At 71.2% G+C, this 25297-nt stretch carries 22 protein-coding genes and 1 tRNA gene; 13 read left to right on the top strand and 10 right to left on the bottom strand.

All coding sequences use genetic code 11. From position 1 onward, the window contains the following. Positions 1-2 precede the first annotated feature (2 nt). The 4 genes from ACGF3C_RS05830 (at position 3) to ACGF3C_RS05815 (ending at position 3445) form a co-directional block, all read left to right on the top strand. A complete protein-coding gene (locus ACGF3C_RS05830) occupies positions 3-896 on the top strand; it encodes a metallophosphoesterase (protein ID WP_393219226.1) in 894 nt (297 codons plus the stop codon). A 219-nt stretch (positions 897-1115) separates the two neighbouring features. Continuing rightward, positions 1116-1192 (top strand) — tRNA-Pro (locus ACGF3C_RS05825). Between the two features lie 289 nt (positions 1193-1481). Continuing rightward, entirely contained in the window at positions 1482-2000 is a 519-nt protein-coding gene (locus ACGF3C_RS05820) for a SigE family RNA polymerase sigma factor (RefSeq protein WP_393219223.1), read from the top strand. Next, positions 1997-3445 (top strand): hypothetical protein, encoded by a 1449-nt coding sequence (locus tag ACGF3C_RS05815; protein ID WP_393219220.1) that lies wholly within the window; start codon positions 1997-1999, stop codon positions 3443-3445. The genes ACGF3C_RS05820 and ACGF3C_RS05815 overlap by 4 nt, the downstream gene beginning before the upstream one ends. Positions 3446-3537: 92 nt before the next feature. Here the strand turns inward: ACGF3C_RS05815 and ACGF3C_RS05810 are convergent, their stop codons facing one another. Continuing rightward, on the bottom strand, positions 3538-4011 hold the full coding sequence (locus ACGF3C_RS05810) for a hypothetical protein (RefSeq protein WP_393219218.1): 474 nt from the start codon (positions 4009-4011) through the stop codon (positions 3538-3540). Positions 4012-4161: 150 nt separating this feature from the next. On the opposite strand from ACGF3C_RS05810, the gene ACGF3C_RS05805 reads away from it, so the two are divergent. Beyond that, entirely contained in the window at positions 4162-5445 is a 1284-nt protein-coding gene (locus tag ACGF3C_RS05805; protein ID WP_357226915.1) for an MFS transporter, read from the top strand. A 388-nt stretch (positions 5446-5833) separates the two neighbouring features. On the opposite strand, the gene ACGF3C_RS05800 is transcribed toward ACGF3C_RS05805, so the two are convergent. Continuing rightward, the gene (locus ACGF3C_RS05800; protein WP_357226912.1) at positions 5834-7540 is read right to left on the bottom strand and encodes a bifunctional metallophosphatase/5'-nucleotidase; all 1707 of its coding nucleotides are present in this window, start codon (positions 7538-7540) and stop codon (positions 5834-5836) included. Between the two features lie 279 nt (positions 7541-7819). Between ACGF3C_RS05800 and ACGF3C_RS05795 the strand changes: the two genes are divergently transcribed. Then, the gene (locus tag ACGF3C_RS05795; protein WP_393219213.1) at positions 7820-8617 is read left to right on the top strand and encodes an alpha/beta fold hydrolase; all 798 of its coding nucleotides are present in this window, start codon (positions 7820-7822) and stop codon (positions 8615-8617) included. A 30-nt stretch (positions 8618-8647) separates the two neighbouring features. Here ACGF3C_RS05795 and ACGF3C_RS05790 read toward each other — a convergent pair whose 3' ends face one another. Together ACGF3C_RS05790 and ACGF3C_RS05785 are read right to left on the bottom strand one after the other, a co-directional pair. Continuing rightward, positions 8648-9298 carry a histone deacetylase gene (locus ACGF3C_RS05790; RefSeq protein WP_393219210.1) on the bottom strand — a complete coding sequence of 217 codons (651 nt, stop codon included), beginning with the start codon at positions 9296-9298 and terminating at the stop codon, positions 8648-8650. Positions 9299-9309: 11 nt separating this feature from the next. Beyond that, entirely contained in the window at positions 9310-10089 is a 780-nt protein-coding gene (locus tag ACGF3C_RS05785) for a phosphodiesterase (RefSeq protein ID WP_393219203.1), read from the bottom strand. Positions 10090-10284: 195 nt separating this feature from the next. Here ACGF3C_RS05785 and ACGF3C_RS05780 point away from each other — a divergent pair, with 195 nt between their 5' ends. Then, positions 10285-11694, top strand: a complete 1410-nt coding sequence (locus ACGF3C_RS05780) for a diguanylate cyclase (protein WP_393219200.1) — start codon at positions 10285-10287, stop codon at positions 11692-11694. Between the two features lie 394 nt (positions 11695-12088). Here ACGF3C_RS05780 and ACGF3C_RS05775 read toward each other — a convergent pair whose 3' ends face one another. Then, positions 12089-13150: an aspartate-semialdehyde dehydrogenase gene (locus ACGF3C_RS05775; protein WP_091403390.1), complete on the bottom strand. Its 1062-nt coding sequence runs from the start codon at positions 13148-13150 to the stop codon at positions 12089-12091. A 5-nt stretch (positions 13151-13155) separates the two neighbouring features. After that, positions 13156-14421, bottom strand: coding sequence for an aspartate kinase (locus ACGF3C_RS05770; RefSeq protein ID WP_030489892.1), 1266 nt, complete (start codon positions 14419-14421; stop codon positions 13156-13158). Between the two features lie 259 nt (positions 14422-14680). Here ACGF3C_RS05770 and ACGF3C_RS05765 point away from each other — a divergent pair, with 259 nt between their 5' ends. Then, the gene (locus tag ACGF3C_RS05765; protein WP_357229464.1) at positions 14681-15469 is read left to right on the top strand and encodes a hypothetical protein; all 789 of its coding nucleotides are present in this window, start codon (positions 14681-14683) and stop codon (positions 15467-15469) included. 84 nt (positions 15470-15553) lie between these two features. Next, complete coding sequence (locus ACGF3C_RS05760) at positions 15554-16084, top strand: nitroreductase family protein (RefSeq protein ID WP_357229461.1); 531 nt, start codon at positions 15554-15556, stop codon at positions 16082-16084. Positions 16085-16097: 13 nt separating this feature from the next. On the opposite strand, the gene ACGF3C_RS05755 is transcribed toward ACGF3C_RS05760, so the two are convergent. Further along, positions 16098-17084: an ArsR family transcriptional regulator gene (locus tag ACGF3C_RS05755; RefSeq protein ID WP_393219195.1), complete on the bottom strand. Its 987-nt coding sequence runs from the start codon at positions 17082-17084 to the stop codon at positions 16098-16100. 77 nt (positions 17085-17161) lie between these two features. Between ACGF3C_RS05755 and ACGF3C_RS05750 the strand changes: the two genes are divergently transcribed. Next, the gene (locus tag ACGF3C_RS05750; RefSeq protein ID WP_357229455.1) at positions 17162-18433 is read left to right on the top strand and encodes an MFS transporter; all 1272 of its coding nucleotides are present in this window, start codon (positions 17162-17164) and stop codon (positions 18431-18433) included. Between the two features lie 237 nt (positions 18434-18670). After that, positions 18671-20422, top strand: a complete 1752-nt coding sequence (gene leuA / locus ACGF3C_RS05745) for a 2-isopropylmalate synthase (protein WP_357229453.1) — start codon at positions 18671-18673, stop codon at positions 20420-20422. Between the two features lie 29 nt (positions 20423-20451). Here the strand turns inward: leuA and ACGF3C_RS05740 are convergent, their stop codons facing one another. Further along, positions 20452-21945 carry an MFS transporter gene (locus tag ACGF3C_RS05740; protein ID WP_393219191.1) on the bottom strand — a complete coding sequence of 498 codons (1494 nt, stop codon included), beginning with the start codon at positions 21943-21945 and terminating at the stop codon, positions 20452-20454. A gap of 107 nt (positions 21946-22052) precedes the next feature. On the opposite strand from ACGF3C_RS05740, the gene ACGF3C_RS05735 reads away from it, so the two are divergent. After that, positions 22053-22691 carry an HNH endonuclease family protein gene (locus tag ACGF3C_RS05735; RefSeq protein ID WP_357204478.1) on the top strand — a complete coding sequence of 213 codons (639 nt, stop codon included), beginning with the start codon at positions 22053-22055 and terminating at the stop codon, positions 22689-22691. Beyond that, entirely contained in the window at positions 22685-23074 is a 390-nt protein-coding gene (locus tag ACGF3C_RS05730; protein WP_393220714.1) for a hypothetical protein, read from the top strand. The genes ACGF3C_RS05735 and ACGF3C_RS05730 overlap by 7 nt, the downstream gene beginning before the upstream one ends. A 24-nt stretch (positions 23075-23098) precedes the next feature. Here ACGF3C_RS05730 and ACGF3C_RS05725 read toward each other — a convergent pair whose 3' ends face one another. Further along, positions 23099-24202, bottom strand: coding sequence for an oligopeptide/dipeptide ABC transporter ATP-binding protein (locus ACGF3C_RS05725; RefSeq protein WP_357233409.1), 1104 nt, complete (start codon positions 24200-24202; stop codon positions 23099-23101). 76 nt (positions 24203-24278) lie between these two features. Further along, positions 24279-25289 (bottom strand): ABC transporter ATP-binding protein, encoded by a 1011-nt coding sequence (locus ACGF3C_RS05720; protein WP_393219187.1) that lies wholly within the window; start codon positions 25287-25289, stop codon positions 24279-24281. Positions 25290-25297 lie beyond the last annotated feature (8 nt).

Genomic DNA, 25297 nt, shown 5'->3' with positions numbered 1-25297 from the left:
CCATGCGAAAGCGCACACTATTCCGGCTCGCCGCCGGAACCGCCACGATCGGCGCGGCCACCCTCGCGTACGCGTCGCTCGTCGAGCGCAACATGTTCACCCTGCGGCGGTACGACGTGCCGGTGCTCCCGGCCGACGCGGAGCCGCTGCGCGTGCTGCACCTGTCGGACCTGCACATGATGCCCGACCAGGCGCGCAAGCAGCGCTGGGTGGCATCGCTGGCCGCCCTCGACCCCGACCTGGTGGTGGTCACCGGCGACAACATGGCGCACCCTGGCGCGGTGCCCGGGGTGCTGCGGGCGCTGCAACCACTGCTGGACTACCCGGGCGCGTTCGTGTTCGGCTCCAACGACTACACCGGGCCGGTGCTGAAGAACCCCTTCACCTACTTCCTGCCCGACCGGGAGTACACCGAGGGCGTCGAGCTGCCCTACGAGGAGTTGCGTCAGGTCTTCACCGGCACCGGCTGGGCGGACCTCAACAACGCCCGGACCATGCTGAAGGCCGGCGGTCGACAGCTCGACCTGGTCGGCGTCGACGACCCACACATCGACCGGGACGACTACCCCTCCGTTGCCGGCGCGGTGTCGTCCTCGGCGGACCTCTCCATCGCGGTGACGCACTCACCCGAGCCACGGGTGCTCGACCAGATGGCGGCGGACGGCTTCGGGCTCCTGCTGGCCGGGCACACCCACGGTGGTCAGGTCTGCGTACCGGGCTACGGGGCGCTCGTGACCAACTGCGGCCTGCCCCGCTCGATGGCGCGCGGCCTGCACCGGTGGCCGGGCTCGGACTCCTGGCTGCACGTCTCCGCCGGCCTCGGCACCCACCCGACCGCCCCGATCCGCTTCGCCTGCCCCCCGGAGGCCAGCATCCTGACCCTCATCCCCCGCTGACCGCTGCGACGCGCTGCCGGCTGCTTCGCCGGTTGCCCGCTTCGCCGCTTTCCCGCTTCATGATTCGTGCACCATCAGGGATGTTGCTGCCTCGGCGCGTCGTAAGGCAGCAACATCCCTGAAGTTGTGCGGATCTTGGCCTCTCCGGGCAGGGTGGGGACGGCGGGGGTACCGAGTTTGACCATCGGGGCGGGTGGGCTACTATTTGTCGGCACGCCTCGGGGTGTGGCGCAGCTTGGTAGCGCGCTTCGTTCGGGACGAAGAGGTCGTCGGTTCGAATCCGGCCACCCCGACCAGAGGCAAAAGGCCAGGTGAGATCTTCTCTCACCTGGCCTTTTCATCTGCCCCGGCAGGCCCTCTCGACCGATTCCCGCGCTCCGGCCGCTTGGCTAGCGTCCGCGTATGACCCACCCCTCAGACGCCTGCGCCGTGGATCCAGCCTGACGGCACGGCAGGGGCACCCCTCCTGGTCTGGGTTTCGACGACCGGGAGCACCAACCCGTAGCGACCGGTAACCGGGCTCTCGCCTTCAACCTTTCGACCCTCGCCGGGGTCGTGAGAGGTAACCAATCAAGGCGGGGGCTCATGGCAGTTGACGACGAGCATTTTCGAGAGTTCGTCGAGACGCGCTACGTGGATCTCTTGCGCGTGGCGTACCACCTCACCGGCTCGGCCCAGGACGCCGAGGACCTGGTGCAGGCTGCGCTGGTGAAGGTGATGCGTCGGTGGCGGCGGGTCGACGATCCAATGGCCTACCTGCGGCGAGTCATGATCAACCAGCACATCAGCGTCTGGCGCCGCCACCGGATGCACGAGGTGGTGACGGCCTTCTTCCCCGAGCGGCCCACCCGGGACATGACCGAGACGGTTGCCGAACGGCGCGCTCTCTACGAGGCGATGCGGGAGCTGACACCTCGTACCCGTGCGGTGATCGTGCTTCGGTACGTGGTCGACCTGCCGGAGGCGGAGGTCGCGGCCACTCTCGGCTGCTCCGTCGGGTCGGTCAAGAGTCGCGCATCACGAGGCTTGGCTCGCCTGCGTCTGACGCTGGCAGCGGATCCAGCACCGACCGGGACGACGAAGATGACGGGGGTGGCACCATGACTGTCGACGATGAGCTGAGCCAGGCCCTGGCCGAGTTGAGCACGACGCTGACCCCGCAGCCGGACCCGTACGGCCGAGCGAGAGCGCGATTCCGACGGAGCCGGCAGCGACGCCTCGGCGGGCTGGTTCTGGCCCTCGTGGTCTCCCTGGGGAGCACGGCCTTCGCCATCGCCAGCCCGGGCCGGACCACGCAGCCACCACCGGCGGACCCGTCCGAGTCCATCGCACCCGTCCTGGCCTGGTCGGACCGACTCCTCCATTCGCCGCCCCGCGGTGCCGTCGCCGGGGACGACAGCTACGTCCGTCAGCTCTCTGAACAGTTGTTGGCCGCCCAACGCCGGGGCGAATTCTCCCGCTTGAAGGTGCCGGTGAGCGGGGTGAAGGTCCTGTTCGCCGACGACGTGGACGACCACCGGATCGCGCTCGCCGCCTTCGTCCGCAACCAACCCGATCCGGTCACCGGCTGGCCGAGCGCCGCTGTGTGGCTGGTCGCCGACAAAGGTGCCAGCGCCCGGGAACTGGCCGGCACCGCCGCCATCCGGTCGGTCAGCGACGCCCTGGAACCCTACGAGAGCCTGGCCGTGGACGGTCCGGAGGCGGCACACGTGGCGATCGCCCCGGCCGGATGTGTCTTCCTCAGCTCACCGTTGCCCGACGGCGACACCTTCCGATGGGCCCTGGAGCCGACCGGGTCCTACCTGGTCCGTACGGCGAAGACCCACCGGCCCGAGTGGTGGCGGGTCGACTGCGGCGCGGTGACCCGTCGGATGACGCCCGGACCGGGTTCGTTGGCCTCCAAGCCGATCACCGACGCTCAGCTCGCAACGGCGATGTCCCGCGTACGCGGCAGTGTCGAGCAGCAACGCGCCCGGGAGTTGACGTACCAGTGGGCCCAGTCAGAGGGTTACCGACTGACCGCCCTTCCGAGCGTGGTGTGGGGCGGGCACGTTGCTGGCCTCCCTACCGGTCCAGCCGACACGTCGCCGGCCGCCGGAGAGCCGTCGGTGCAGGACGGCCAGGTGACGGTCCTGGCTGCGCCCGATGTGGGCGGCGACTGGGTCGGCGAGGTGTCGATCGCCAGCGATCAGCCACGGGCCGACGGCGTGCTCAGCACTGGCACCTCCTTCACCGCTAGGGCCGACCCGACCGATCCCGACAGCGTGCTGGCCGTGTCCATCGACGATGACGACGGCGGTGGCGAGGGTCAGCAGTTCCTGCTCGTGGTGACGCCGGCAGCCGCCACCACGGTGCGCGTCCTGCGCGACGGGCAGGAGGTGGCGAGGAGCGCCGTCAGCGGCTCCGGGACGGCCATGCAGGTGCCCCGCCCCACCGCGGGTCTTGTCGTGGAGGCGCTCGACGCGTCCGGCGGGACGATTGCCAGCGGTCCGGTGTCCAAGCAGGGCGCCCGGCGGATAATCGAGACCGACACCTGGAACCAGGAGTGACCGCGTCCGAGTCGACCGCCGGCACAGTGACGCCTACCGGACACCTCGCCAACAGCCTCCATCGGTGCGCTCAGTCCTGCCGTGCGGTGCGCCTAGTCCTGCCGTTCGGTGCGCTCGATCTCTGCGAACGCGGCGGCCAGGTAGTCGTCCAACGGCACGCTGGTCGCCGTCAACAGGTCGGCCACCAGCAGCGGGGCGTGTCGGGCCAGCGCCGACGCGTCCGGCGGTGACTCGTCGCCGTCGGGATCGTAGACGCCCAACGCGCCGGCCAGCAGGACGAGCACCACGTGCGGGTCGACATCCGTTCGCCACCGCGTCGACTCCTGCACGCAGCGGGTCAACACCTGGCGGATGTCGTCGCCGGTCAACCCGTCCGGATGGCTCTCCTCCAGCAGCAACCGGACCACGGCGCCGAGCACCAGGCCGGAACGCTCGTCCGCGGCGAGACCGCCGACCGCTTCGTCGTACGCCTGACCGTCGCGTGCCTGGGCGGCGGCGACGGCCGTCGTCGCGGTCAACGCGATGGCGCGGGCGGTAGCGGGCAGATGTCGCCAGGTGCCGGTCATCGCGCCAGCATCGCAGACCCGACGGACACCGACCGACCGCGATCACAGCGAGTGGATCAACGTGGGATTGGTCACCGAATGGTCCCGGTGACCGCGAGTCGTGGCCAAAACGGTTCGCGCGGCGTCAGACCCACCGAACAGAATGCCGGCATGCTGCGTCGTGCCCTGCCCCGCCGTTCGGAAGCTCGCCGGATCCTTCTCGGCACACTGCTGTCGGCGATCGGGCGGGGTCTGACCCTGCCGTTCCTGTTCATCTACCTGACCGACGTACGCGGGCTCACCGACACCCGCGCCGGGCTCGTCATCGGCTGGTACGGCGTGGTCACCCTGGCGCTGTCGCCGTTGGGCGGGACGCTGATCGACCGGATCGGCGCCCGCCGGGTGGTGGTGCCCTGCCTGCTGATCGAGGCGGTTGGCACCGGCTCGTTGGCCCTGGTCCACTCGACCGGCTCGGCCCTGCTGGTGATGACGGTGGTCGCCATCGGCAGCTCGGCGATCTGGTCCGGGCAGAACACCATCCTCGCGTCGCTGACCGACGACGATGAACGGCAACGCGTCTTCGGGTTGAACTTCGCCCTGCTCAACCTCGGCATCGGCATCGGGGGCATGACCTCCGGCGCGATCGTCGACACCGCCCGGCCCGGCACCTTCCAGGCGATCTACCTGCTGGACGCGGTGACGTACCTGATGCCGGCGCTGATCCTGCTCACCCTGCCCGGGGTGGGCCACCGACTCGGCAAACGTCGAGGCGTCGACGAACCGTCGCCCGGCGGCTACCTGACGGTGCTCCGCGACCGCCCGTTCCGACGGCTGGTGATCTTCGGGCTGATCCTCACCACCTGCGGCTACGCGCAGGTGGAGGTGGGCTTCGCCGCGTACGCGGTGCGCGTGGCGGAGGTGAACCCCCGGGTCGTGGCCTGGGCACTCGCGGCCAACACGGTGATGATCGTGCTCGCGCAGCTGGTGGTCATCCGCCGGATCGAGGGGCGCAGCCGCACCCGGGCGTTGGCAGTGGTGGGTGCGGTGTTCGCCGCCGCCTGGTTGGTCCTCGGCGTGGCCGGCCTGGTCAGTGCCGAGAACGCTGTGCTGGCCGCCCTGTGCGTGGTGCTCTGCTCGGCGATCTTCGGCTTCGGCGAGACGATGCTGTCCCCGGTGATGCCCGCACTGACCAACGCGCTGGCCACCGACGAGCTGCGCGGCCGGTATAACGCCATGAGTTCGATGATCTTCGGAATCAGCGGTGTGATCGGCCCAGTGACCGCCGGCCCACTCATCGGCGCCGCCAACGGCATGGTCTGGGTGGCGACGGTGGTCGGCGGCTGCCTGGTCGCCTCGCTGGTCGCGCTCTCCCTGCGCCGGCTGCTCACCGCGGAGCAGGACGGTCTCGCGACGACCACCCCGGCATCCCCCACCCCCACGCCCGCCTCCGCCTGACCCTCAACGCACCCTCCGCCCCGCCCCGCCGTGCACCGCACCTTGCACCAAGATCCGCACAACTTCCCGGAAGTTGGTGCCTCGGGCGCGCGGGAGACAGCAACATCGGAGAAGTTGCGCGGATCCGCCTGATTGAACCCGCCAATGACCTTGTCGCAGACCAAGATCGCGCTCAATCCTGGATGTAGTGGTATCCCGCCGCACCGATGCCACTACATCCATGTTCGAGCGCGATCTTGCCTAAGGGGGCGTGCGCGGGCAGCCAGGGCGGGCAGCGCGGCGCGGGCAAGCACGACCAAGGACAGGCACAAGCGCGACCCCGCGAGGGCTGGGACGGGTCGGGCCCCGGAGCTGGTGCTCCGGGGCCCGATGTCGCGAAAGTCGGCCGTCAGGCGGCGGGGACCTCGGCGGTGGTGCGGATCCGGTCCAGCGTCGGTGCGGAGACCGGCGACTGGGCGGTCAGGTAGTCGACGAAGGCGTCCAGGTCGATCTGGCCGGTGACCAGGTTCGTGCCGCCGGTGAGGGCGCTGAAGCCGTCGCCTCCGCCGGCCAGGAAGTTGTTCACCGTCACCCGGTAGGTGGCGGCGGTGTCGACGGTGGTGCCGCCGAGGGTGAGGCTGCCCCGGACCACGCGGGTGCCGGCGCACGGGTCGGCGACCGTACCGGTGGTGCCGTTCGGGTCGACCACGTAGCCCACTGTGGCCGACGGGTACAGGGTCCGACCGGTGACGAACTGCTGCTCCAGTACGCAGTAGAGCTGCGTGCCGGTGAGGTCCAGTGTCACCAGGTTGTTGGCGAACGGCTGCACCGTGAACGCCTCCTCGTAGGTGACCGGGCCGGCGTCGAGGTCGGCTCGGACCCCACCCGGGTTCATGAAGGCGGCGACGGCGTTCTGTTCGTCGTCGGTGGCGGCGAGCTGCGCGTCGGCGATCAGGTTGCCCAGTGGCGATTCGCCCAGGCTCGTACCGAAGAGGGTTTCCTGGCTCCGGGTGATCGCCTGGCTGGTCACGCCGACCTGGCGTCCGGCGACCGGGCCGAGCACTGTCTTGTACCGGTTGATCAGCGCGGTCTGCCTCGGGTCCTTGGCGACGTCGCGGGTGACCACGACGTTGTTCGCGGCGGCGGAGATCACGTCTCCGCTCCGGCGATCGATCTTCAGGTCGATGTCGGTGACCAGGCGACCGAACGAGCTGGCACTGGTGACCAGCTTGCCGTTGATGTCGCAGTTGTACGCCTGGTGGGTGTGCCCGCTGACCACCACGTCGATCGACGGGTCCATCCGGTTGGTGATGTCCACGATGGGGCCGGTCATGCCGACGCAGTCGTTGATCCCGCCGGTCGCGGCCTGGGTGCCACCCTCGTGCAGCAGGACGACGATCGCCTGTACGCCCTTGCGGCGCAGCTCGCGCGCGTACCGGTTGGCGGTGTCCGCCTCGTCGGCGAAGCTGAGGCCGGCGACGCCCTGCTGGCTGACGATCTGCGGGGTGCCTTCCAGGGTCATGCCGATGAAGCCGACCTTGACGCCCTGCACCTTGTGGATCGCGTACGGCGCCATCAGCGGCTTGCCGGTGGCGGTCTTGAAGGCGTTCGCGGACAGGTACTGGAAGCCGGCTCCCCGGTAGGGGGTGCCGTCGATGCAGCCGTCCACCGGGTGGCAGCCGCCGTTCTGGATCCGCAGGAGCTCGGCGGCTCCCTCGTCGAACTCGTGGTTGCCGACGCTGGCGTAGTCCAGCCCGGCCATGCTCAGCGCCTCGATGGTCGGCTCGTCGTGGAACGCGGCCGAGAGCAGCGGGGACGCGCCGATCAGGTCGCCGGCGGCGACGGTGATGGTGTTCTTCTTCTTGGCTGCGGCGCGCAGCTCGGCAAGGTGGGTGGCCAGGAACTCGACGCCACCGGCGGTCTGCCCGGCGATGGTGCCGCTGGATCCGCTCGGCGGTTCGAGGTTGCCGTGGAAGTCGTTGAGGGCGAGCAGGGTGACGTCGACCGGCTTCGGCCGCGCGTCGGCTTGCTCAGGGCTGGTGGCGACCGCGCCGAAAGCGGCCACCGCGAGCGCGGTCAGGCCGACAGCGGCCCGACGCATCCCGGGTATGAACATGGATCTCCTCGTGAGAATCGGCGCGTACGGTGCCTGGCCTCTGGGTCGACCGGGGCCGCCGACGGACGCCGTCGAAAGGGTCGCGGATGACGGTGGTTGAGCATGGCCCCCGCCCCGACAGCCTCTCATCCGGACGCCCACCGGTCGACCCGGGCAGCGCATCGGAGCAGCGCGTACGCCGAGGCCGTTATCGATCATCGTTCAACGCGGTCTGCCGGACAACGTCGGACCCAGGGTCTAGAAAGGACAGGGCAGCCTACGAGGAATGGGGACGGCATCGTGAGCGGAACGACACCCGTGGCGGAGCAGGTGCGATCGGTCGACGGCACGCCCATCGCGTTCGAGCGGTCCGGTGCCGGGCCGGCGGTCGTCCTCGTCGGGGGCGCGTTCAGCGATCGCGGCGCGACCCGCGACCTGGGTGCCGCGCTGGCACCGGATTTCACCGTCTTCAACTATGACCGTCGCGGTCGGGGCTACAGCGGTGACACCGCGCCGTACGAGGTCGGCCGCGAGATCGACGACCTGGCCGCCCTGCTCGCGGCGGCGGGTGGTTCCGCCGCCGTCTACGGCATCTCCTCCGGGGCCGTCCTGGCCGCCCTCGCCACCGCACAGGGTCTACCGGTGACCAGGTTGGTCATGTTCGAGCCACCGTTCCGGGTCGGTCCGCACGTGGGCGTCGGCAAGGACATCACACCGCAGCTCATCGAGCTGATCGCCAACGACGACCGGGACGGCGCGGTGGAGATCTTCCTCAGCGCCTCGGTGGGGCTGCCGGCCGAGCAGATCAGCGGGATGCGGTCGCAACCGATGTGGGGTGGGCTGACGGCGATCGCGCACACCCTGGTGTACGACGCGATCGTCACGGCCGGCGGGCGACTCCCCGCCGACCGGCTGGCGACCATCACCGCGCCGACCCTCGCAGTGGACAGCACCGGCAGTCCACAGTGGTTGCGGGACGCCAGTCGGGCGGCGGCCGAGGCCGTGCCGGGCGGCCGGTCCGTGAGCCTCGACGGCGGTTACCACGACGTGCCCCCGACGACGCTGGCCCCCGCGCTGCGCGAGTTCCTGCTCGGTTGACCAGCGGCCGCGGAGGCGCGAGCCGGCGGGTCAGCCCTCGGCCAGCGCCTTGTCGACCACTGCGGTGACGGCGTCCGCTGGCCAGGTGCCCGCCACGCCCGGCCGGGCCGCCAGGTAGGTGGCGATCCGCTCGGCCGGCCAGCCGTGCGACTCGCGCAGCCCTCGGGCGATCATGCCGAGGTAGATCGGCGCCGGAGGTCGGCACGGCACGGCTGACGCCCCCTCGGGGGCGGTGAAGGTGAGCATCGGAACACCGTCGCGGCTACCCGGGCAGATCAGCGTCTCGTACCGCCCCGGGCCGAGCGTGGCCCGTCCGTTGGCGACGGCGGCGTCGATGGCCGCGCCGGTCGCGGGGATCAGCTCGGTCGTGTCGCCCAGCGGGCGGTACATCTCCTGGGCCGCGATGTCGGTGAACTGCTCCAGGGTGACCAGGTAGGCGCGGGCCGCGGCCTCGCCCGGCAGGTGCGGGTCGTAGAAGGCCATGCCGCCGGTCCAGGCACCGGACTCGCCGGCGAAGTAGATGCCGCCGGGCAGCGACACGGGCGTCGACCGGCTGGGTGGGCGCCGGTCGCGGCAGCCCGGGTACGTCCGCTTTCCGCCGGGCGGGCAGCCGCCACCGATGTACCAGGCCAGCCGGGCGGCGTGCATGTTCGAGCCGTACGAGACGTACCAGGCCAGCACGACGTAGCCCTTCAGAAGCCGCAGGTCTGCCCGGTGGAGTGGCTGACCTGCACGGTGTGGGTCACGCAGCCGCCAGACTCGACCGAGTGCAGCAGGAAGGCGGTGGGCTCGTGGACCCAACCGATCTGCTCGTCGGCGCTCATGGTGAGCGTGCTCTGCTTCCAGGTGCTGGGGGCCACGGTGAGGACCGTGCCCGCGTACGCCGTGGTGACCGGGCGGTGCAGGTGGCCGGCGGCGACCCGGACGACGTGCCGGTGCCGGCCGATGACCTCGGCGAGGCCATCACCGTCGGCGAGCCGGATGGTGTCCGCCGCCGGGATGCCGACCGCGACCGGTGGGTGGTGCAGGAAGAGCACGGCGGGCACCTCGGGCCGCCCGGCCAGCACCCCGTCGAGCCAGCCGAGCTGCTCCTCGCCGAGTTGGCCGCCGTCACTGCCGGGGACGAGCGAGTCGAGCACCACGACCGACACCGCTTCGTGGTCGACGTGGTAGTAGGCCGAGAAGCCGCCGCCGAGCCACGGCGTGCCCCCGAACGCGTCGAGCAGCGACTCCCGGTCGTCATGGTTACCGGTGGCCAGGTGCACCGGCAGCGGGAAAGCGCCGATCACCTCGCGCAGCGCCGCGTACTCCTCGGGCTTCCCGTGGTCGGCCAGGTCGCCGGTGATCACCACACAGTCCGGGCGGGGCCGCAACGCCAGCACCCGACCGAGCGCCCGGTGCAACCCGGCGGCGGGTTCCGCGGCGAGCAGGCCGGTGGTCAGGTGCGGGTCACTGAGCTGGGCGATGAGCACGGGCTCGCCTCCTCGACGCCGGGGTGCTTCAGGCTATCGCCGGGCGCGCCATCCCGGGGGCAGGCGTCCACAGGCCGCGTCCACAGCCTGTGGATAGCACGTGTGTACGAAGGTCGCTGACCCGCCACCGTGAGTACGCTTGATCGAGCGGTTCGGCGTCAGCCGGACCCCTCCCCTACCTGGAACGACGTGCGAGTGGATCATCAGCGAGTCATCCGTGACGTCACCGTCCGCCTGCCGATGGCGTCGAGCACACCCGAGGCGTGTCGGTGGACGGTCACCGCACTGTCCCGCCACACCCCGGCGACCATCTCCGTACTCCTCGCGGCCCACGACCGCCTGCGCTGCGTCGCGGCGACCGGGGCCTGGCAGGTCTTCGCCACGGTCCCGGCACGGACCGGCATCGTCGGCCGGGTGTACGCGACCGGCGCTCCTGCCGTCGTCCCGGACGTCACGGTCGACCCGGACTACCTGCCGGTACGCCCGGACGTGACCGCCGAACTGTGCGTACCGGTGCTGGACCCGACGGGCCGGGCGATCGGCGTACTCGACCTTCAGTGGAGCGAGCCGACGGACCTGGAGCCGTGGCGGGAGACCGCGCAGCGGCTGGCCGACGGGCTCGGTGCGCGGATCGCCGCCCTCGGTGGCCCACCGGTGGAGAGCCGCAGCGAGAAGCTGCTCCGGCACGCGTCCGCGCTCTCCTCCGCCCCGACCGAGGGAGAGGTGATGGGGGCGGCGGCCCGCGCCGCCCGGGAGGTCTCCACGCTCTCCACCGCACTGCTGCTGATCGGCGGCCAGCTCGGCCCGTCCCCGGCGACGCCGAGCGACCTGGAGACCCGGATCCGCGCCGAGCTGGCCGCGGCGGGTCCTGCCGCCCTTGACCGGATGGTCGAGCGGGCGCACCGGTACGGCGCCGGGTACACGCTGGGCGAGGCCGGGCATCCGCCGACCGAGGACTACCGCCCGCTGACCCGGGCGGGGGTACGCACACTGGTCGCCGTGCCGGTCGGGCCCACGGACGCCGGTGGGGTGCTGCTGGTCGCCGACGAACGCGCACTGCGCCCGGACCCGACCACGGTCAGCCTGATGGAGTTGCTCGCCGGGCAGGCCTGGACGAGCGTGGACCGGCTGCGCACGCTGTCCCGGCTGCGGGAGCAGGCAAGCAGCGACCCGCTGACCGGGTTGCAGCACACCGGCCCGTTCGGGCAGCGGATCGCTGCGGCCACCCCCGGCCGTACGGCCCTGCTGGCGATCGACGTGGACGGCTTCAAGACCGTGAACGACACGTACGGCCACCAGGCCGGTGACCGGGTGCTGGTCGGGTTGGCCCGGGCGCTGGAGGGGGCGCTGCGGCACGGCGACGAGTTGTACCGGATCGGCGGCGACGAGTTCGTCGCGGTGATCGAGGTGAGCCGCCCGGAGGAGGCGGTCCGGATCGCCGAACGGCTCACCGAGGCGGCCCGCCGCATCGGCCGCACGATCAGCGTGGGCGTCGCACTACCCCGCCCCGGCGAAACCCCCGACCGCACCTTGAAGCGAGCCGATCAGGCCCTCTACGCGGTCAAACGCCAAGGCCGAGACGGCGTCCTCCTCTCCGCCGCCTAACCCACGCCCCACACCCCACACCCCACACCCCACGCCCCACGCCCCACGCCCCACGCCCCACGCCCCACGCCCCACGCCCCACGCCCCGGGCGATCTTGCACTTCCGGTTGTCGTTTTGTCGCTCTAATCCTTTATGCCGCCACAGAAACTGCAAGATCGCCGCAGCGGAGGGCGCCCCGAGCCTCAAGGCCAGATCGATCATGGACTTGGGGTGGGCGCTTTAGCCCCGGAAGGGGTGAACGCCCCCCACCACAAGTCCATGATCGACGCGGGTCAGGGGGCAGGGCCGCGGTAGGGGGCAACCGCGCCGCGCGCAGGGGCGGCGCAGGGGCGGGCGGCGCAGGACCGGCGCAGGGAGACGCCGCGCTGGACCGGCGCGGGGAGGCAGCGGGGGTTAGGGGGTGCGGAGTTCTTTGGCCAGGAGTTCGGCGATCTGGGCCGTGTTGAGGGCAGCACCCTTGCGGAGGTTGTCGCCGGTGACGAAGAAGTCGAGGGCGCGGGGGTCGTCCAGGGCACGGCGGATCCGGCCGACCCAGGACGGGTCGGTGCCGACGGCGTCGATCGGCATCGGGAACTCGCCGGCCGCGGGGTCGTCGACCAGGATCACCCCCGGTGCGTTGCGCAGTGCCTCGCGAGCACCCTCGGCGTCGACCTCGGTGGCGAAGACCGCGTGCACCGCTACCGAGTGGGCGGTGACCACCGGCACCCGGACGCAGGTGGCGGAGACCTTGAGGTCGGGGAGGCCGAGGATCTTCCGCGACTCGTTGCGGATCTTCATCTCTTCCGAAGACCAGCCGCTGTCCGCCGGGGAGCCGGCCCACGGGACCACGTTGAGCGCCATGGGTGCCGGGAACGGGCCCAGGTCGTCGCCGACCGCCTGGCGTACGTCGCCGGTGCGCGAGCCGAGCGCCCGGTCGCCGGCGACCTTGGTGAGTTGGTCGTGCAGGATGTCGACGCCGGACTGACCGGCTCCGGAGACCGCCTGGTAGGAGGCGAGCACCAGCTCTCGGAGGCCGTACTCGCGGTGCAGCGGCGCGACGGCGACGATCATCGCGAGGGTGGTGCAGTTGGCGTTGGCGATGATGCCCCGGGGCCGGTTGCGGACCTGCTCGGGGTTGATCTCCGGAACGACCAGCGGGACGTCGCGGTCCATCCGGAACGCGCCGGAGTTGTCGACAGCGATCGCGCCGCGGGCGACGGCGATCGGCGCCCACTCGGCGGAGACCTCGTCGGGCACGTCGAACATGGCCACCTGGACCCCGTCGAACGCCTCGGGGGTCAGCGCCTGGACGACGAGTTCCTCGCCCCGGCAGCGCACCCGGCGGCCGACGGAGCGCTCGGAGGCGAGCAGCCGGATCTCGCCCCAGACGTTGCGTCGGCCGGTAAGCAGCTCACACATCACCGTGCCGACGGCACCTGTCGCTCCGACCACGGCGAGGGTGGGCAGCGCCGTCATCGGCGCTACCTACCCGTCCCCGCGTAGACCACGGCTTCGGTGTCGCCGCCCAGCTCGAACGCGTCGTGGATGGCGCGGACGGCGGCGTCGAGGTCGGTGTCCCGGCAGACCACGGAGACCCGGATCTCGGAGGTGGAGATCATCTCGATGTTGACCCCGGCCGCGCCGAGGGCGGCGAAGAAGCCGGCCGCCACCCCGGGGTGCGAGCGCATGCCCGCGCCGATCAGCGAGACCTTGCCGACGTGGTCGTCGTAGAGCAGGCCCTTGAACTTGACCGGCTCCTGGATCTTGCTGAGCGCGGCCATCGCGGTGGGGCCGTCGGCCTTGGGCAGGGTGAACGAGATGTCCGTCCGGCCGGTGCCCTCGGTGGAGACGTTCTGCACGATCATGTCGATGTTGATCTCGGCGCCGGCGACGGTGTCGAAGATCCGCGCGGCGGCACCCGGCTCGTCGGGCACCCCGACGATCGTGATCTTGGCCTCGCTGCGGTCGTGCGCGACCCCGGTGATCAGTGCCTGCTCCACGGAAAGGTCCTCCATCGATCCGGTGACCATCGTGCCGGTGTTGGTCGAGTATGACGAACGGACGTGGATCGGCAACCCCGCCCGCCGGGCGTACTCCACGCTACGCAGGTGCAGCACCTTCGCGCCGCACGCGGCCAGCTCCAACATCTCCTCGTAGGTGATGTGCTGGATGTGGCGGGCGTTGGGCACGATCCGCGGGTCGGCGGTGAAGATGCCGTCCACGTCGGTGTAGATCTCGCAGACGTCGGCGTGCAGGGCGGCGGCGAGCGCCACGGCGGTGGTGTCCGAACCACCGCGACCCAGCGTGGTGACGTCCTTGGTGTCCTGCGAGACGCCCTGGAAGCCGGCCACGATGACCACCGAACCCTCGTCGAGCGCTCCCTTGAGCCGCCCGGGGGTGACGTCGATGATCCGGGCGCGGCCGTGCACCGAGGTGGTGATCACGCCGGCCTGCGAACCGGTGAACGAGCGGGCTTCGTACCCCAGGTTGTGGATGGCCATGGCCAGCAGGGCCATGGAGATCCGCTCCCCGGCGGTGAGCAGCATGTCCAGTTCGCGGCCCGGCGGCAGCGGGCTGACCTGGTTGGCCAGGTCGAGCAGCTCGTCGGTGGTGTCACCCATCGCGGAGACCACCACCACCACGTCGTCGCCGGCCTTGCGGGCGGCGACGATGCGCTCGGCCACCCGCTTGATCCGCTCGGCGTTGGCGACGGAGGACCCGCCGTACTTCTGCACCACGAGTGCCACGACGGTGCACTCCCTCCCAGCGACCCTGAGCGTGCCGACGCCGCCGGAACCGGGGCCGGCGGCGCGTGTCAGACCTCATGAGGGTATCCGGCGGATAACGAAGCCGGGTCAGGTGATCCCACCATCCGGCCCGGCCGGGACCGGCCGGGGCGGTCCCACCAGGTCGGACGGGTGCGCCGGGACGCCCCGCCCGACACGCCGGGACGAGCCAGGTACGCGCCGGCACCCGCCAACCGCCCGCACCCACCAGAATGGGCCGGTGCCCGTCCTCATCCGCTCGGCCGGCCGCGTGATCGGGCCGCTCGTCCTCGCCCTGCCAGCCCTCCTGGTCGCCTGCACCAGCGAGCAGCCTCCGACTCCGCCGCCAGTCGACCCGGGGCCGGTCGAGGTGGACGCCGCGCGGGACGAGCTGGCCGCGCTGGCCGCGGCGGCTCAGGACCGTCACCTGGTGGCCCAGTACGTCTACAGCCAGACGGGTCAATCGGATCGCACCATCGTGTTCACCAGCGCGAACGACGGCAGCTGGCGGGTCGACGTGCCGGGGGGCGCCCTGGGTGGCACCGCCGACGTCTCGATGGCCAGCACGGCCGACGGGCTGTTCCAGTGCGCCCTGCCGTCGGCCGGTCGGGCCGAGTCGGCGAGTTGCGTACGCCTGGGTGATCGCGACGACGCGGTTCCACGCCGTTCGGACCCCCGGGTCCAGCACCTGCTCACCGACTGGCTGGACGTGCTCACCGACCGACGCGCGCCTCTGGCCGTCGCCCCGGCCAGGACGCCCGACGGCCTCACCGGCACCTGCTACTCGGTGGATTCCACCTCGGCGTCGCTGAACGCCCCGCTGGATGTGGGCATCTACTGCTACGACCAGGACGGCACACCCACCGGCGTCCAGACCGGGGCCGGGACGCTGAGGCTGGCCGCCGCACCCGGCCCGGCACCGGCCACCGTGCAGCTGGCCGGCCCGGTGGTGATCGACCGGGAGCCGCTCGACACCGCTGCGCCGCCGACCCCGGACCCGTCGGAGAGCCCGGGCGCGGGAACGCCCTGATCTTCGTCCCGTTACGGGTGCTCTTGCCCACATTCGGCCACCCCATCCTGAGGGGCGAATCACCCATACAGGACGATCCGGTGTATGGCCGATCTCACCCCGCTGCTCGCCTACCGCTGGAGTCCACGAGCCTTCGACCCGGGCGCCGAGCTGACCCCGGAGGAGTCCGCCTCGCTGCTTGAGGCCGCGCGCTGGGCCCCGTCGGCGGAGAACGGGCAGCCCTGGCGGTTCGCCCTCGGCCACCGCGACGACGAGACCTGGAAACGGATCCTGATCAACCTCCCGGTCGACGACCAGATCTGGATCCGGCACGCCGCGACCCTGGTGGTCGGCGCACACACCGGCCTGAACACCGAGCAGGCGGCGTACGACCTGGGGCAGGCGATCGCCCACCTGACGGTGCAGGCCACAGCGCTCGGCCTGCACGTACACCAGCTCACCCGGTTCGACCGGGCCGGCCTCGCCACCGAACTCGACCTGCCCGGCGACGTCCGCCCGTTGGTGGTCGCCGCCGTCGGACGACTCGGCAACCCGTTCGACCTCCCGGCCGACCTGCACGCCCGGGAGACCGGCCTGCGGCACCGCCATCCGGTCGCCGAGCTGCTGCTGCGGTGATCGGTCGCCGGGCTCACTCGCCCCGGCTGGCCCGGAGAAGGACCGCCGCGGCATCGGTGTTGCGATAGCGCACGTGCCGGCCCTCGCGGAACCGGGACACCAGGCCGGCGCCGTGCAACGCGGCCAGGTGCTGGGAGACGTTTCCGGCGGACATCCCGGTGAGTCGGGCCAGGTCGGTGGTGGTCAGCGCCGTCTCGAGCAGGTACAGCAGCGTGGTCCGGCCCGGCCCGATCACCCGTGCCAGTGGGTCGCCGGGCGGCGACGCGGTCGCCTCCCAGAGCGTCCCGACGGCACGGACCGGGTACGCGCCGGCCGGCAGCGAATCCTCAAGCAGGTTCCACAGCACGTGCTGCTCGGTGAACACCGTCGGGTTCAGCGCCAGCCCACGACCACGGAGGTCGAAGTCCCGCTCGAACGTGTCGTCGCTGATCACCCGGTCGCCGTGCCACCGCAGGCTCGGGTGGAGGTGCTCGAAGAACCGGCCGGCGCCGCTCTCGGCGAGCTGGGCGGCCCGATACGCCACGTCGGCGTCGAGCAGCGCCCGCATCCGCGGCCAGTCCGGGGCTATCGCCTCGTCGTACCAGACCCGCACCGCGTCGACGACCTGCGGCAGCAGCCCGCCGGGGTCGGCGAGCAGCGCCCGCCCGAACGGGCTCAGCGGCTTCTGCCAGGTGGTCGCCAGCAGGTCCTGGACCACCACGGCCGGCGGCGTCGCGGCGATCTGGTCGAGCTGCTCGGCCATCTCCACGTTCGGTCGGGCCGCCGGGGTGAGGAAGTCGGGCAGCCAGCGACCCGGCACGACCAACCCCACCAGAGGCCGGACCCGGTCGGCCACTTCGGGACGATGCAACGTCACCCGGGCCCGGTCGATCCAGGGCAGGTGCACCGCGTAGCGGACCGGGTTGGCCAGCGCCCACATGCTCATGACCGTCTCGTTGACCGGTGACACGGCGAGCCGCACTCCCGCCACGTCGGCCAGGCTGAACCGCAACTCGGACACACGCCCCCCAGGAGCAGGATTCGGTCCAGCCTAAAAGATTCGACCGAGGTCATGGGGACCCGATTCACTCCCCCAACATGGGGACCAGAGAAACCATCCGTACCGCCGTTCGAGACGTCGTACCGCCGGCCGGGCTGACCCGCGCCCTGGCCGTGCAGGCCATGGTCTACGCCGTCGGCAGCGGCCTGTTCCACGCCGGCAGCGCCGTCTTCTTCACCCGGGCGCTCGGGCTCAGCGCCGCCCAGGTGGGGTTGGGGCTCTCCGTCGCGGCGGGGGTGACGCTGCTGGGCACGGTGTCGCTGGGTGGGCTCACCGACCGGTACGGACCGCAGCGGGTCTGGGTGGTGGGGCTGGTGCTGAACGCGGCGCTGTTCGCGACCTACCCCTTCGTGGGCGGCTTCGCGGGGTTCCTCGCCGTGGTGGTGGCGCTGGCAGCCGTGGACGCCGCTGTCGGCGTGGCCCGGCAGGTCTACTCGATCAACGCGCTCGCGCCGGCCGAACGGGTCACGGCGATGGCGTACCAGCGCTCGTCGCTGAACGTCGGCTTCGGGCTCGGCGCGGTGATCAGCGGCCTGGTGCTGGCAGTGGACACGATCGAGGCGTACCGGGGGATGGTCTGGTTCATCTCGACGGTCTTCCTGGTGACGGCCCTCTTCGTGCGCCGACTGCCTCGACTGCCGCAGGTGCGGAGGCCGGTGGAGCCGATGAGTCGGCTCGCCGTGCTGCGGGACCGCCCGTTCATGACGGTGTCCCTGCTCTCCGGGCTGCTCACCGCACACCAGGCGCTCTACCTGACGGTCATGCCGCTCTGGATCCTCACCCACACCGACGCCCCGAAGACGGTCATCGCCGCTCTGGTGCTGCTCAACACGGTCCTGGTCGTGCTGCTCCAGGTACGCGTGAGCCGGGGCGCGGACAGCGCGGCGGGCGCGGCCCGGGCCTCCCGTCGGGGTGGACTGCTGATCGCCCTGTTCTGTCTGGCCCTGCCGATCTCCGGGTTCACCCGGGGCTGGCTCACCATCGTGGTGCTGGTGGTCGCGGCGACGGTACTCATCCTGGCCGAGCTGATCGAGTCGGCCGGCACCTGGGGGCTCACCGCCACCCTGCCACCGGCCAACCAGCGCGGCGCGTACGTGGGGGCGCTCGAACTCGGCGTGCAGGTGCAGTACCTGATCGCGCCGGCCGGACTGACCGCGCTCGGGGTGACCACCGGCGGGTGGGGTTGGTTACCGACGGCAGCGATCTTCGTGCTGGTCGGGCTGGCGATCGTGCCTGCGGTGGCCTGGGCCGGGCGCACGCCGCGCCTGGGTGCCGAGGCCGCGGCGCCGGCCATGACCCCGGTCCCATAGTCCGGACCTGTCTTTCCACCCACCGTTCCATCACGTAGGGTGACTTGGTCATGTGGCAGGCGCTGCTCCTCCTTAGCCGCCGCGACGAGGCCTGACCGGCCGGCACCTCGTCGCGGAGTTGCATCGCGCCGTCCAGCACATCCGATTTTCCTCTCGGCACCGCCGCGCACCGTCGCCCGGCATCTCGCCGACACCTTCCGATCTGCTGACGCCACATGTTCCAGGGAGCACTCCGAGATGGCTCAACCTGTCACCGACGCTGAAACCGATCCGATCGCCCGGCAACGCCCGAGCCGGATGCCGTACCACCGCTACCAGCCGTACGGGGAGCAGTTCCGGGTCGAACTCCCGGACCGCACCTGGCCCACCCGCACCGTCGAGGCCGCCCCCCGCTGGTGCGCCGTGGATCTCCGCGACGGCAACCAGGCACTGATCGACCCGATGTCGCCCGAGCGCAAGCGCCGGATGTTCCAGCTACTGGTCCAGATGGGCTACAAGGAGATCGAGGTCGGTTTCCCGTCGGCGAGCCAGACCGACTTCGACTTCGTCCGGCAGCTCATCGAAGACGACATGATCCCGGACGACGTCACCATCCAGGTGCTCACGCAGTGCCGGGAGCACCTGATCGACCGGACGTTCGAGTCGCTGCGCGGCGCGAAGCGGGCCATCGTGCACTTCTACAACTCGACCTCCACCCTCCAGCGGCGGGTGGTCTTCGGCCTGGACAGGGACGGCATCGCCGACATCGCCACCACCGGGGCGCGGCTCTGCCAGAAGTACGCCGAGATCCACACCCCGGACACGGAGATCTTCTACGAGTACTCGCCGGAGTCGTACACGGGCACCGAGCTGGAGTACGCGCTGGAGGTCTGCTCCCGGGTGATCGACGTGATCGACCCGACCCCGGACCGACCGCTGATCATCAACCTGCCGGCCACAGTCGAGATGGCCACCCCCAACGTGTACGCCGACTCGATCGAGTGGATGCACAGGCACCTGCCGCGCCGGGACAGCGTGGTGTTGAGCCTGCACCCGCACAACGACCGGGGCACCGGTGTGGCCGCCGCCGAGCTGGGCCTGCTCGCCGGCGCGGACCGCATCGAGGGCTGCCTGTTCGGCAACGGTGAGCGCACCGGCAACGTCGACCTGGTGACCCTGGGGCTCAACATCTTCTCCCAGGGCATCGACCCGATGATCGACTTCTCGAACATCGACGAGGTCCGGCGAGCGGTCGAATACTGCAACCAACTGCCGGTGCACGAGCGCCACCCGTACGCGGGCGACCTGGTCTACACCGCCTTCTCCGGTTCCCACCAGGACGCGATCAAGAAGGGCTTCGACGCCCTCGCCGCCGACGCGAAGGCGGCCGGCGTGCCGGTGGACGAGCACACCTGGGCGGTGCCGTACCTGCCAATCGACCCGAAGGACCTGGGCCGCACCTACGAGGCGGTCATCCGGGTCAACTCGCAGTCCGGCAAGGGCGGCGTCGCGTACATCATGAAGAGCGAGCACCAACTGGACCTGCCGCGCCGGCTCCAGATCGAGTTCTCCGGGGTGGTGCAGCAGGTCACCGACCACGACGGCGGCGAGGTCGACCCGGCCGCCATGTGGGAGATCTTCGCGACGCACTACCTGCTCGACCACCAGCCCGACCCGGCGGTCCGGCTGGCCGGCTACACGATCGGCACGGTGGACGGCAAGGTCGAGATCGAGGCCCAGGTCGGTGTGGGCGGCGAGCAGCGCTCGCTCGCCGCTGTCGGCAACGGCCCGATCGACGCGTACGTGAACGCGCTCCAGTCGGTCGGGGTGGGCGTACGGGTGCTCGACTACCACGAGCACGCGCTCTCCTCGGGTGGTGACGCGCAGGCCGCCGCGTACGTGGAGTGTGAGGTGGACGGCAGGACGGTCTGGGGTGTCGGCACCGACGCCAACATCGTCACAGCGTCGATCAAGGCGGTCACCAGCGCCGTCAACCGCGCCCGCCGCTGACCTGCGCGCGACACCCCCGAAGTGGCTTCCTACTTCGGGGGTGTCGCGGCGGGCAGTGAGTGGCAGGGCTGGGACGGCGGGGCTTTCCGGGGCGGTCGGTGGACCAGCACGAGGGCCAGCAGCGCGCCGGCCACGAGCAGCCCCGCACACCACTCCATCGCGCCCCGGAACGCGTCGGTCAGCTCGGCCTTCTGCTCGTACCCGCCGCCGGAGAGCCCGACCAGCAGCGGCAGCGCCGCCACCGCGAGCAGGCCGCCGGCGCGGGACGCGGCGTTGTTGAACCCGCTGGCCACCCCGGAGAACCGGTCCTGCACGGCGGCCAGCACCGACGCGGTGAGCGGTGCCACCACCAGGGTCAGCCCGATGCCGAAGAGCAGCACCCCGGGCAGCACGTCCCGCCAGTACGACGCGCCCGGTCCCACGCCGCGCAACAGCAGCAGGCCGACTGCGGCGACCACCGGTCCGATGGCCAGCGGCAGCCGTGGGCCGATCCGGGCGGACAGCGCACCGGCGCGCGCGGAGCCGACCAGCAGCAGCAGGGTCATCGGCAGCAACGCGATGCCGGTGCGGAAGGCCGACCAGCCGACCACGTTCTGCAGGTAGACGGCGAAGAAGAAGGTGAAGCCGCCGAGCGCCGCGTAGACGACAACGGTGAAGATGTTCAACACCGAGAAGAGTCGGCTGCTGAACAGGCCGGTGGGCAGCATGGCGGTGTCGCCACGTCGCCGTTCCAGCAGGACGAAGGCCACTGCGGAGAGCACCCCGACCAGGGCGGCGATCAGCACCTCGGCGGAGTCGAACCCGCGGGCCGGCGCGTCGATCAGGGCGTAGGTGACGCCGGCGAGCGCGAGCGCTCCGAGCAGGGCTCCGGCGACGTCGAACCGTCGTCGGGTCCGACCCCGCTCCTCGGTGCGGGAGGCGCTCTCGTCCCGGCTCTCCGGCACCCAGCGCAGGGCGGCCAGCAGCACGAGAACGGCTATCGGCAGGTTGAGGAAGAAGATCCAGCGCCAGGAGAGCGCGTCGATCAGCCAGCCCCCGATGAACGGCCCCAGCGCGGTGGAGACCCCGGACAGCCCGGCCCAGGCACCGATCGCCCGGCCCCGGTCGTCGGGATGGAAGCTCGCCTGGAGCACCGACAGCGACCCGGGCGTGAGCAGCGCGCCCCCGGCGCCCTGGAGGAACCGGGCGGCGATCAGCATGCCGGTGTCCTGGGCCAGCCCGCAGAGCACGGAGGCGGCGGTGAACCAGACCACGCCGATGAGGAATATGCGTCGCCGGCCGAAGCGGTCGCCCAGCGCGCCGCCGAGCAGCACGAACGCCGCCAGCATCAGCAGGTAGCCGTTGATGGTCCACTGGAGATCGGCCACGTTCGCGCCGAGGTCCTGCCCAAGTTTCGGCAGCGCCACGTTGACGACGGTGCTGTCGAGGAAGACCATTCCAGAGGCGAGTACGGCGGCGAGCAGCGTGCCCCGGCCGGCGGTGGTGCCCATCCGGAGGGCCGTCGCCGGTACGGGTGCGGTCATCCCACCAATCTGCCTTGCATCATGTGGGAGACGCCACGAAACGCCGAAACCGTGCCCGGGTACTGTGCGCAATCGCCGGGAGCCCCCAAGCTGGAGAGGTGTCGTCTGTGCGTACCAGATCAGGACCGCGAGCGGCGGTGGCCGTGCTCACCGCGGCGCTGGCGCTCGGCGTGGCCGGTTGCGTCCCGCAGGATGAACCGACCACACCGCCGTCGAGCGACGGCGGCAACGCCGCTGAGCAGCTGAGTCAGCTGACCGTCGCCACCGCCGGCTCGATGAAGGGCTACAGCCGGGAGCGTTTCCCGCATTGGCGGGACACCGGCAAGAACTGCGATATCCGGGACAGCATCCTCCAGCGCGACGGCAAGGACGTGAAGCTCTCCGGCTGCAACGTGGTCGGTGGGCGCTGGGAGAGCGTGTACGACGGTCGCAGCTTCTCGGATCCCTCCGACGTGGACATCGACCACATGGTGCCGTTGGCCAACGCGTGGCGCTCGGGTGCCGACGAGTGGGACAACGCGAAGCGCGGCGATTTCGCCAACGACACCACCCGTCCGCAGCTTTTCGCGGTTTCCGCCTCGTCCAACCGGGCAAAGGGTGACCAGGACCCGTCGCAGTGGAAACCGGCAGACCGGTCTTACTGGTGCAAATACGCCCAGGACTGGGTGACGGTCAAGCACTACTGGAAGCTGACGGTGACCAGCGCCGAGAAGGCCGCCCTGACCGACATGTTGGAGGGCTGTTGAGTGGGGAGCGATTGGTGACCACCGCCGAGGAGAGCGGCCCGTCCGCCGCCGGCATGACCGCGGACGGCACCGCCGAGACTCCCGCCGCCGTGCCGGGTGCCGGCATGGTCGCGGATTCGAGCGGGGCGGCCGGCCCGCAGAGCCGCACCACCGACATCGTGCCCGGCCCCGGCGGCGTGATGACCGACGAGGTCGGCGTCGTCACCGGGGACCTGACCCTGCGCACCGAGTACGCGGACGGCAAGGTCACAGTGCGGGTGCAGTACAAGGACGCGGACGAGTGGTACGCGGTGACCGGCACGTCGGTCACGCTGGCCGACCCGGCCGGGCTGGACGCGGTGCACGGCGTCGCGGTGGGGCTGCTGAACCGCCCCGAGGGCTGACGACCGCCGGCACCGCGTCCAGTCTCAGACGTACGAGCCGGGCTCGGTGGGCGCGGACACAACGCTCGGCGCGTCCCCCTCGCCCTCGGGCCGGACGATCTGCGCGCTGACCCCGTGCGGGCGCAGTTCGCCGCTGGCGATCTGCTCCGCGAAGTGGCAGGCCACCCGGCTGGCGCCGATGTCCCGCAGCACCGGTCGCTCGTCGGCGCAGCGGGTGGGCTGCGCCCACGGGCAGCGGGTGTGGAAGCGGCAGCCGGTCGGCGGGTTGGCCGGCGACGGCAGGTCACCGGCGAGCAGGATCCGCTCCCGGCGGTCCTCCACGTCCGGGTCCGGCACCGGCACCGCCGACATCAGCGCCCGGGTGTACGGGTGCAGCGGCTCGGTGTAGAGCCGGTCGCTCGGCGCCTCCTCCACCAGTGCGCCCAGATACATCACGCCGACCGTGTCGGAGATGTGCCGGACCACAGCGAGGTCGTGCGCGATCACCAGGTAGGTGAGCCCCAGGCTGTCCTGGAGTTCGTCCAGCAGGTTGACCACCTGGGCCTGGATCGACACGTCGAGCGCCGAGACCGGCTCGTCGGCGACGATCAGCTCCGGCCCGAGCACCAGCGCGCGGGCGATGCCGATGCGCTGCCGCTGCCCACCGGAGAACTCGTGCGGGTAGCGGGAGAGCGCCCAGCGCGGCAGCCCGACCGCGTCCAGGGTCTCGCCGATGATCCGTCGACGGTCGGTGCGGTCGGTGCCGATCCCGTGGGTCTGGAGGCCCTCGGTCAGGATCGACTCGACGTTCTGCCGGGGGTCGAGGCTGGACATCGGATCCTGGAAGATCATCTGCATCCGGCGACGCATGCTGCGCAGCTTGCCGGACGGCAGCGTCGTCAGCTCGACGCCGTCGAAGCTGACCTCACCGGCGGTCGGCGGGGTGAGCTGGAGCAGCGCCCTGCCCAACGTGGACTTGCCGCAGCCGGACTCACCCACCAGGCCGTACGTCTTGCCGCGCGCGATGCTCAGGTCGACCCCGTCGACGGCCTTCACCTGGCCGACCACCCGGTCGAAGAGCACCCCCCGCTTGATCGGGAAGTGCACCTTCAGGTCGCGCACCTCGACGAGGATGTCGTCGTCACTCACGCCAGCACTCCGCTTCGCTCCGCGCCGGCGTGAGACGCCACGCTGCTGTGCCTGATGGTTCGCTCGCTACGCTCGCTCACGCTTCCTCCTCGCGCGGGGTGGGCACCAGGCCCGGCAGCGGCTCCGGGTTGACGCACCGGTAGCTCCGTCCGTCGTGCGCGTGCACCAGCTCCGGCGGCTCACCCACACACTCGTCGATCCGGCGGGCGCAGCGCGGGGCGAAGGCGCACCCGTCCGGCCACGGCAGCAGGTCGCGGACCGAACCGGGAATCGGGTTGAGCTTCTCGCCCCGCCCGGCGTCCAGGCGCGGCACCGAGCCGAGCAGACCCACTGTGTACGGGTGACGCGGCTGGCGGAACAGCGGACGACGGCGGGCCGTCTCCACCACCCGGCCGCCGTAGAGCACGTTGACGGTGTCGCACATGCCGGCCACCACGCCCAGATCGTGCGTGATCATCAGTAGCGCGGTGCCGGAGTCCCGGACCAGTTCCTTGAGCAGTTCCAGGATCTGGGCCTGGATGGTGACGTCCAACGCGGTGGTCGGCTCGTCGGCGATCAGCAGCCGAGGCTGGCAGGCCACCGCCATCGCGATGAGCGCCCGCTGGCGCATGCCACCGGAGAGCTGGTGCGGGTACTCCTTGAGCCGCCGCTTCGGGTCGGGGATGCCGACCCGGTCCAGCAGTGCCGCCGCTTCCTTCGCCGCGGTCTCGCCCTTCATCCCCCGGTGCCGGGTGAGCACTTCGGTCACCTGCAACCCGATGGGGATCACCGGGTTCAACGAGGAGAGCGGGTCCTGGAAGATCATGGCGATGTCCCGACCCCGGATGTCCCGCCGCGACCGGTCGTCGAGCTGGAGCAGGTCAGTGCCGTCGAAGACGGCCTTGCCGCCGACCCGCAGGCCGGGCTGCTTGGGCAACAGGCCCATGATCGCGAGCGAGGTGACGCTCTTGCCGCAGCCGGACTCGCCGACCAGGCCGACCACCTCACCGGCGTCGACCGAGAAGGACACCCCGTCGACCGCGTGCACGGCCCGCTGACCGCGGCGGGCGAACGTGACGGAGAGATCTTCAACTTCGAGCAGTGCCATTGCCGGGC

This window comes from Micromonospora sp. NPDC047762 (assembly GCF_043204655.1).
Lineage (GTDB): Bacteria > Actinomycetota > Actinomycetes > Mycobacteriales > Micromonosporaceae > Micromonospora.
This window is presented reverse-complemented; position numbering and strand designations above follow the sequence as displayed.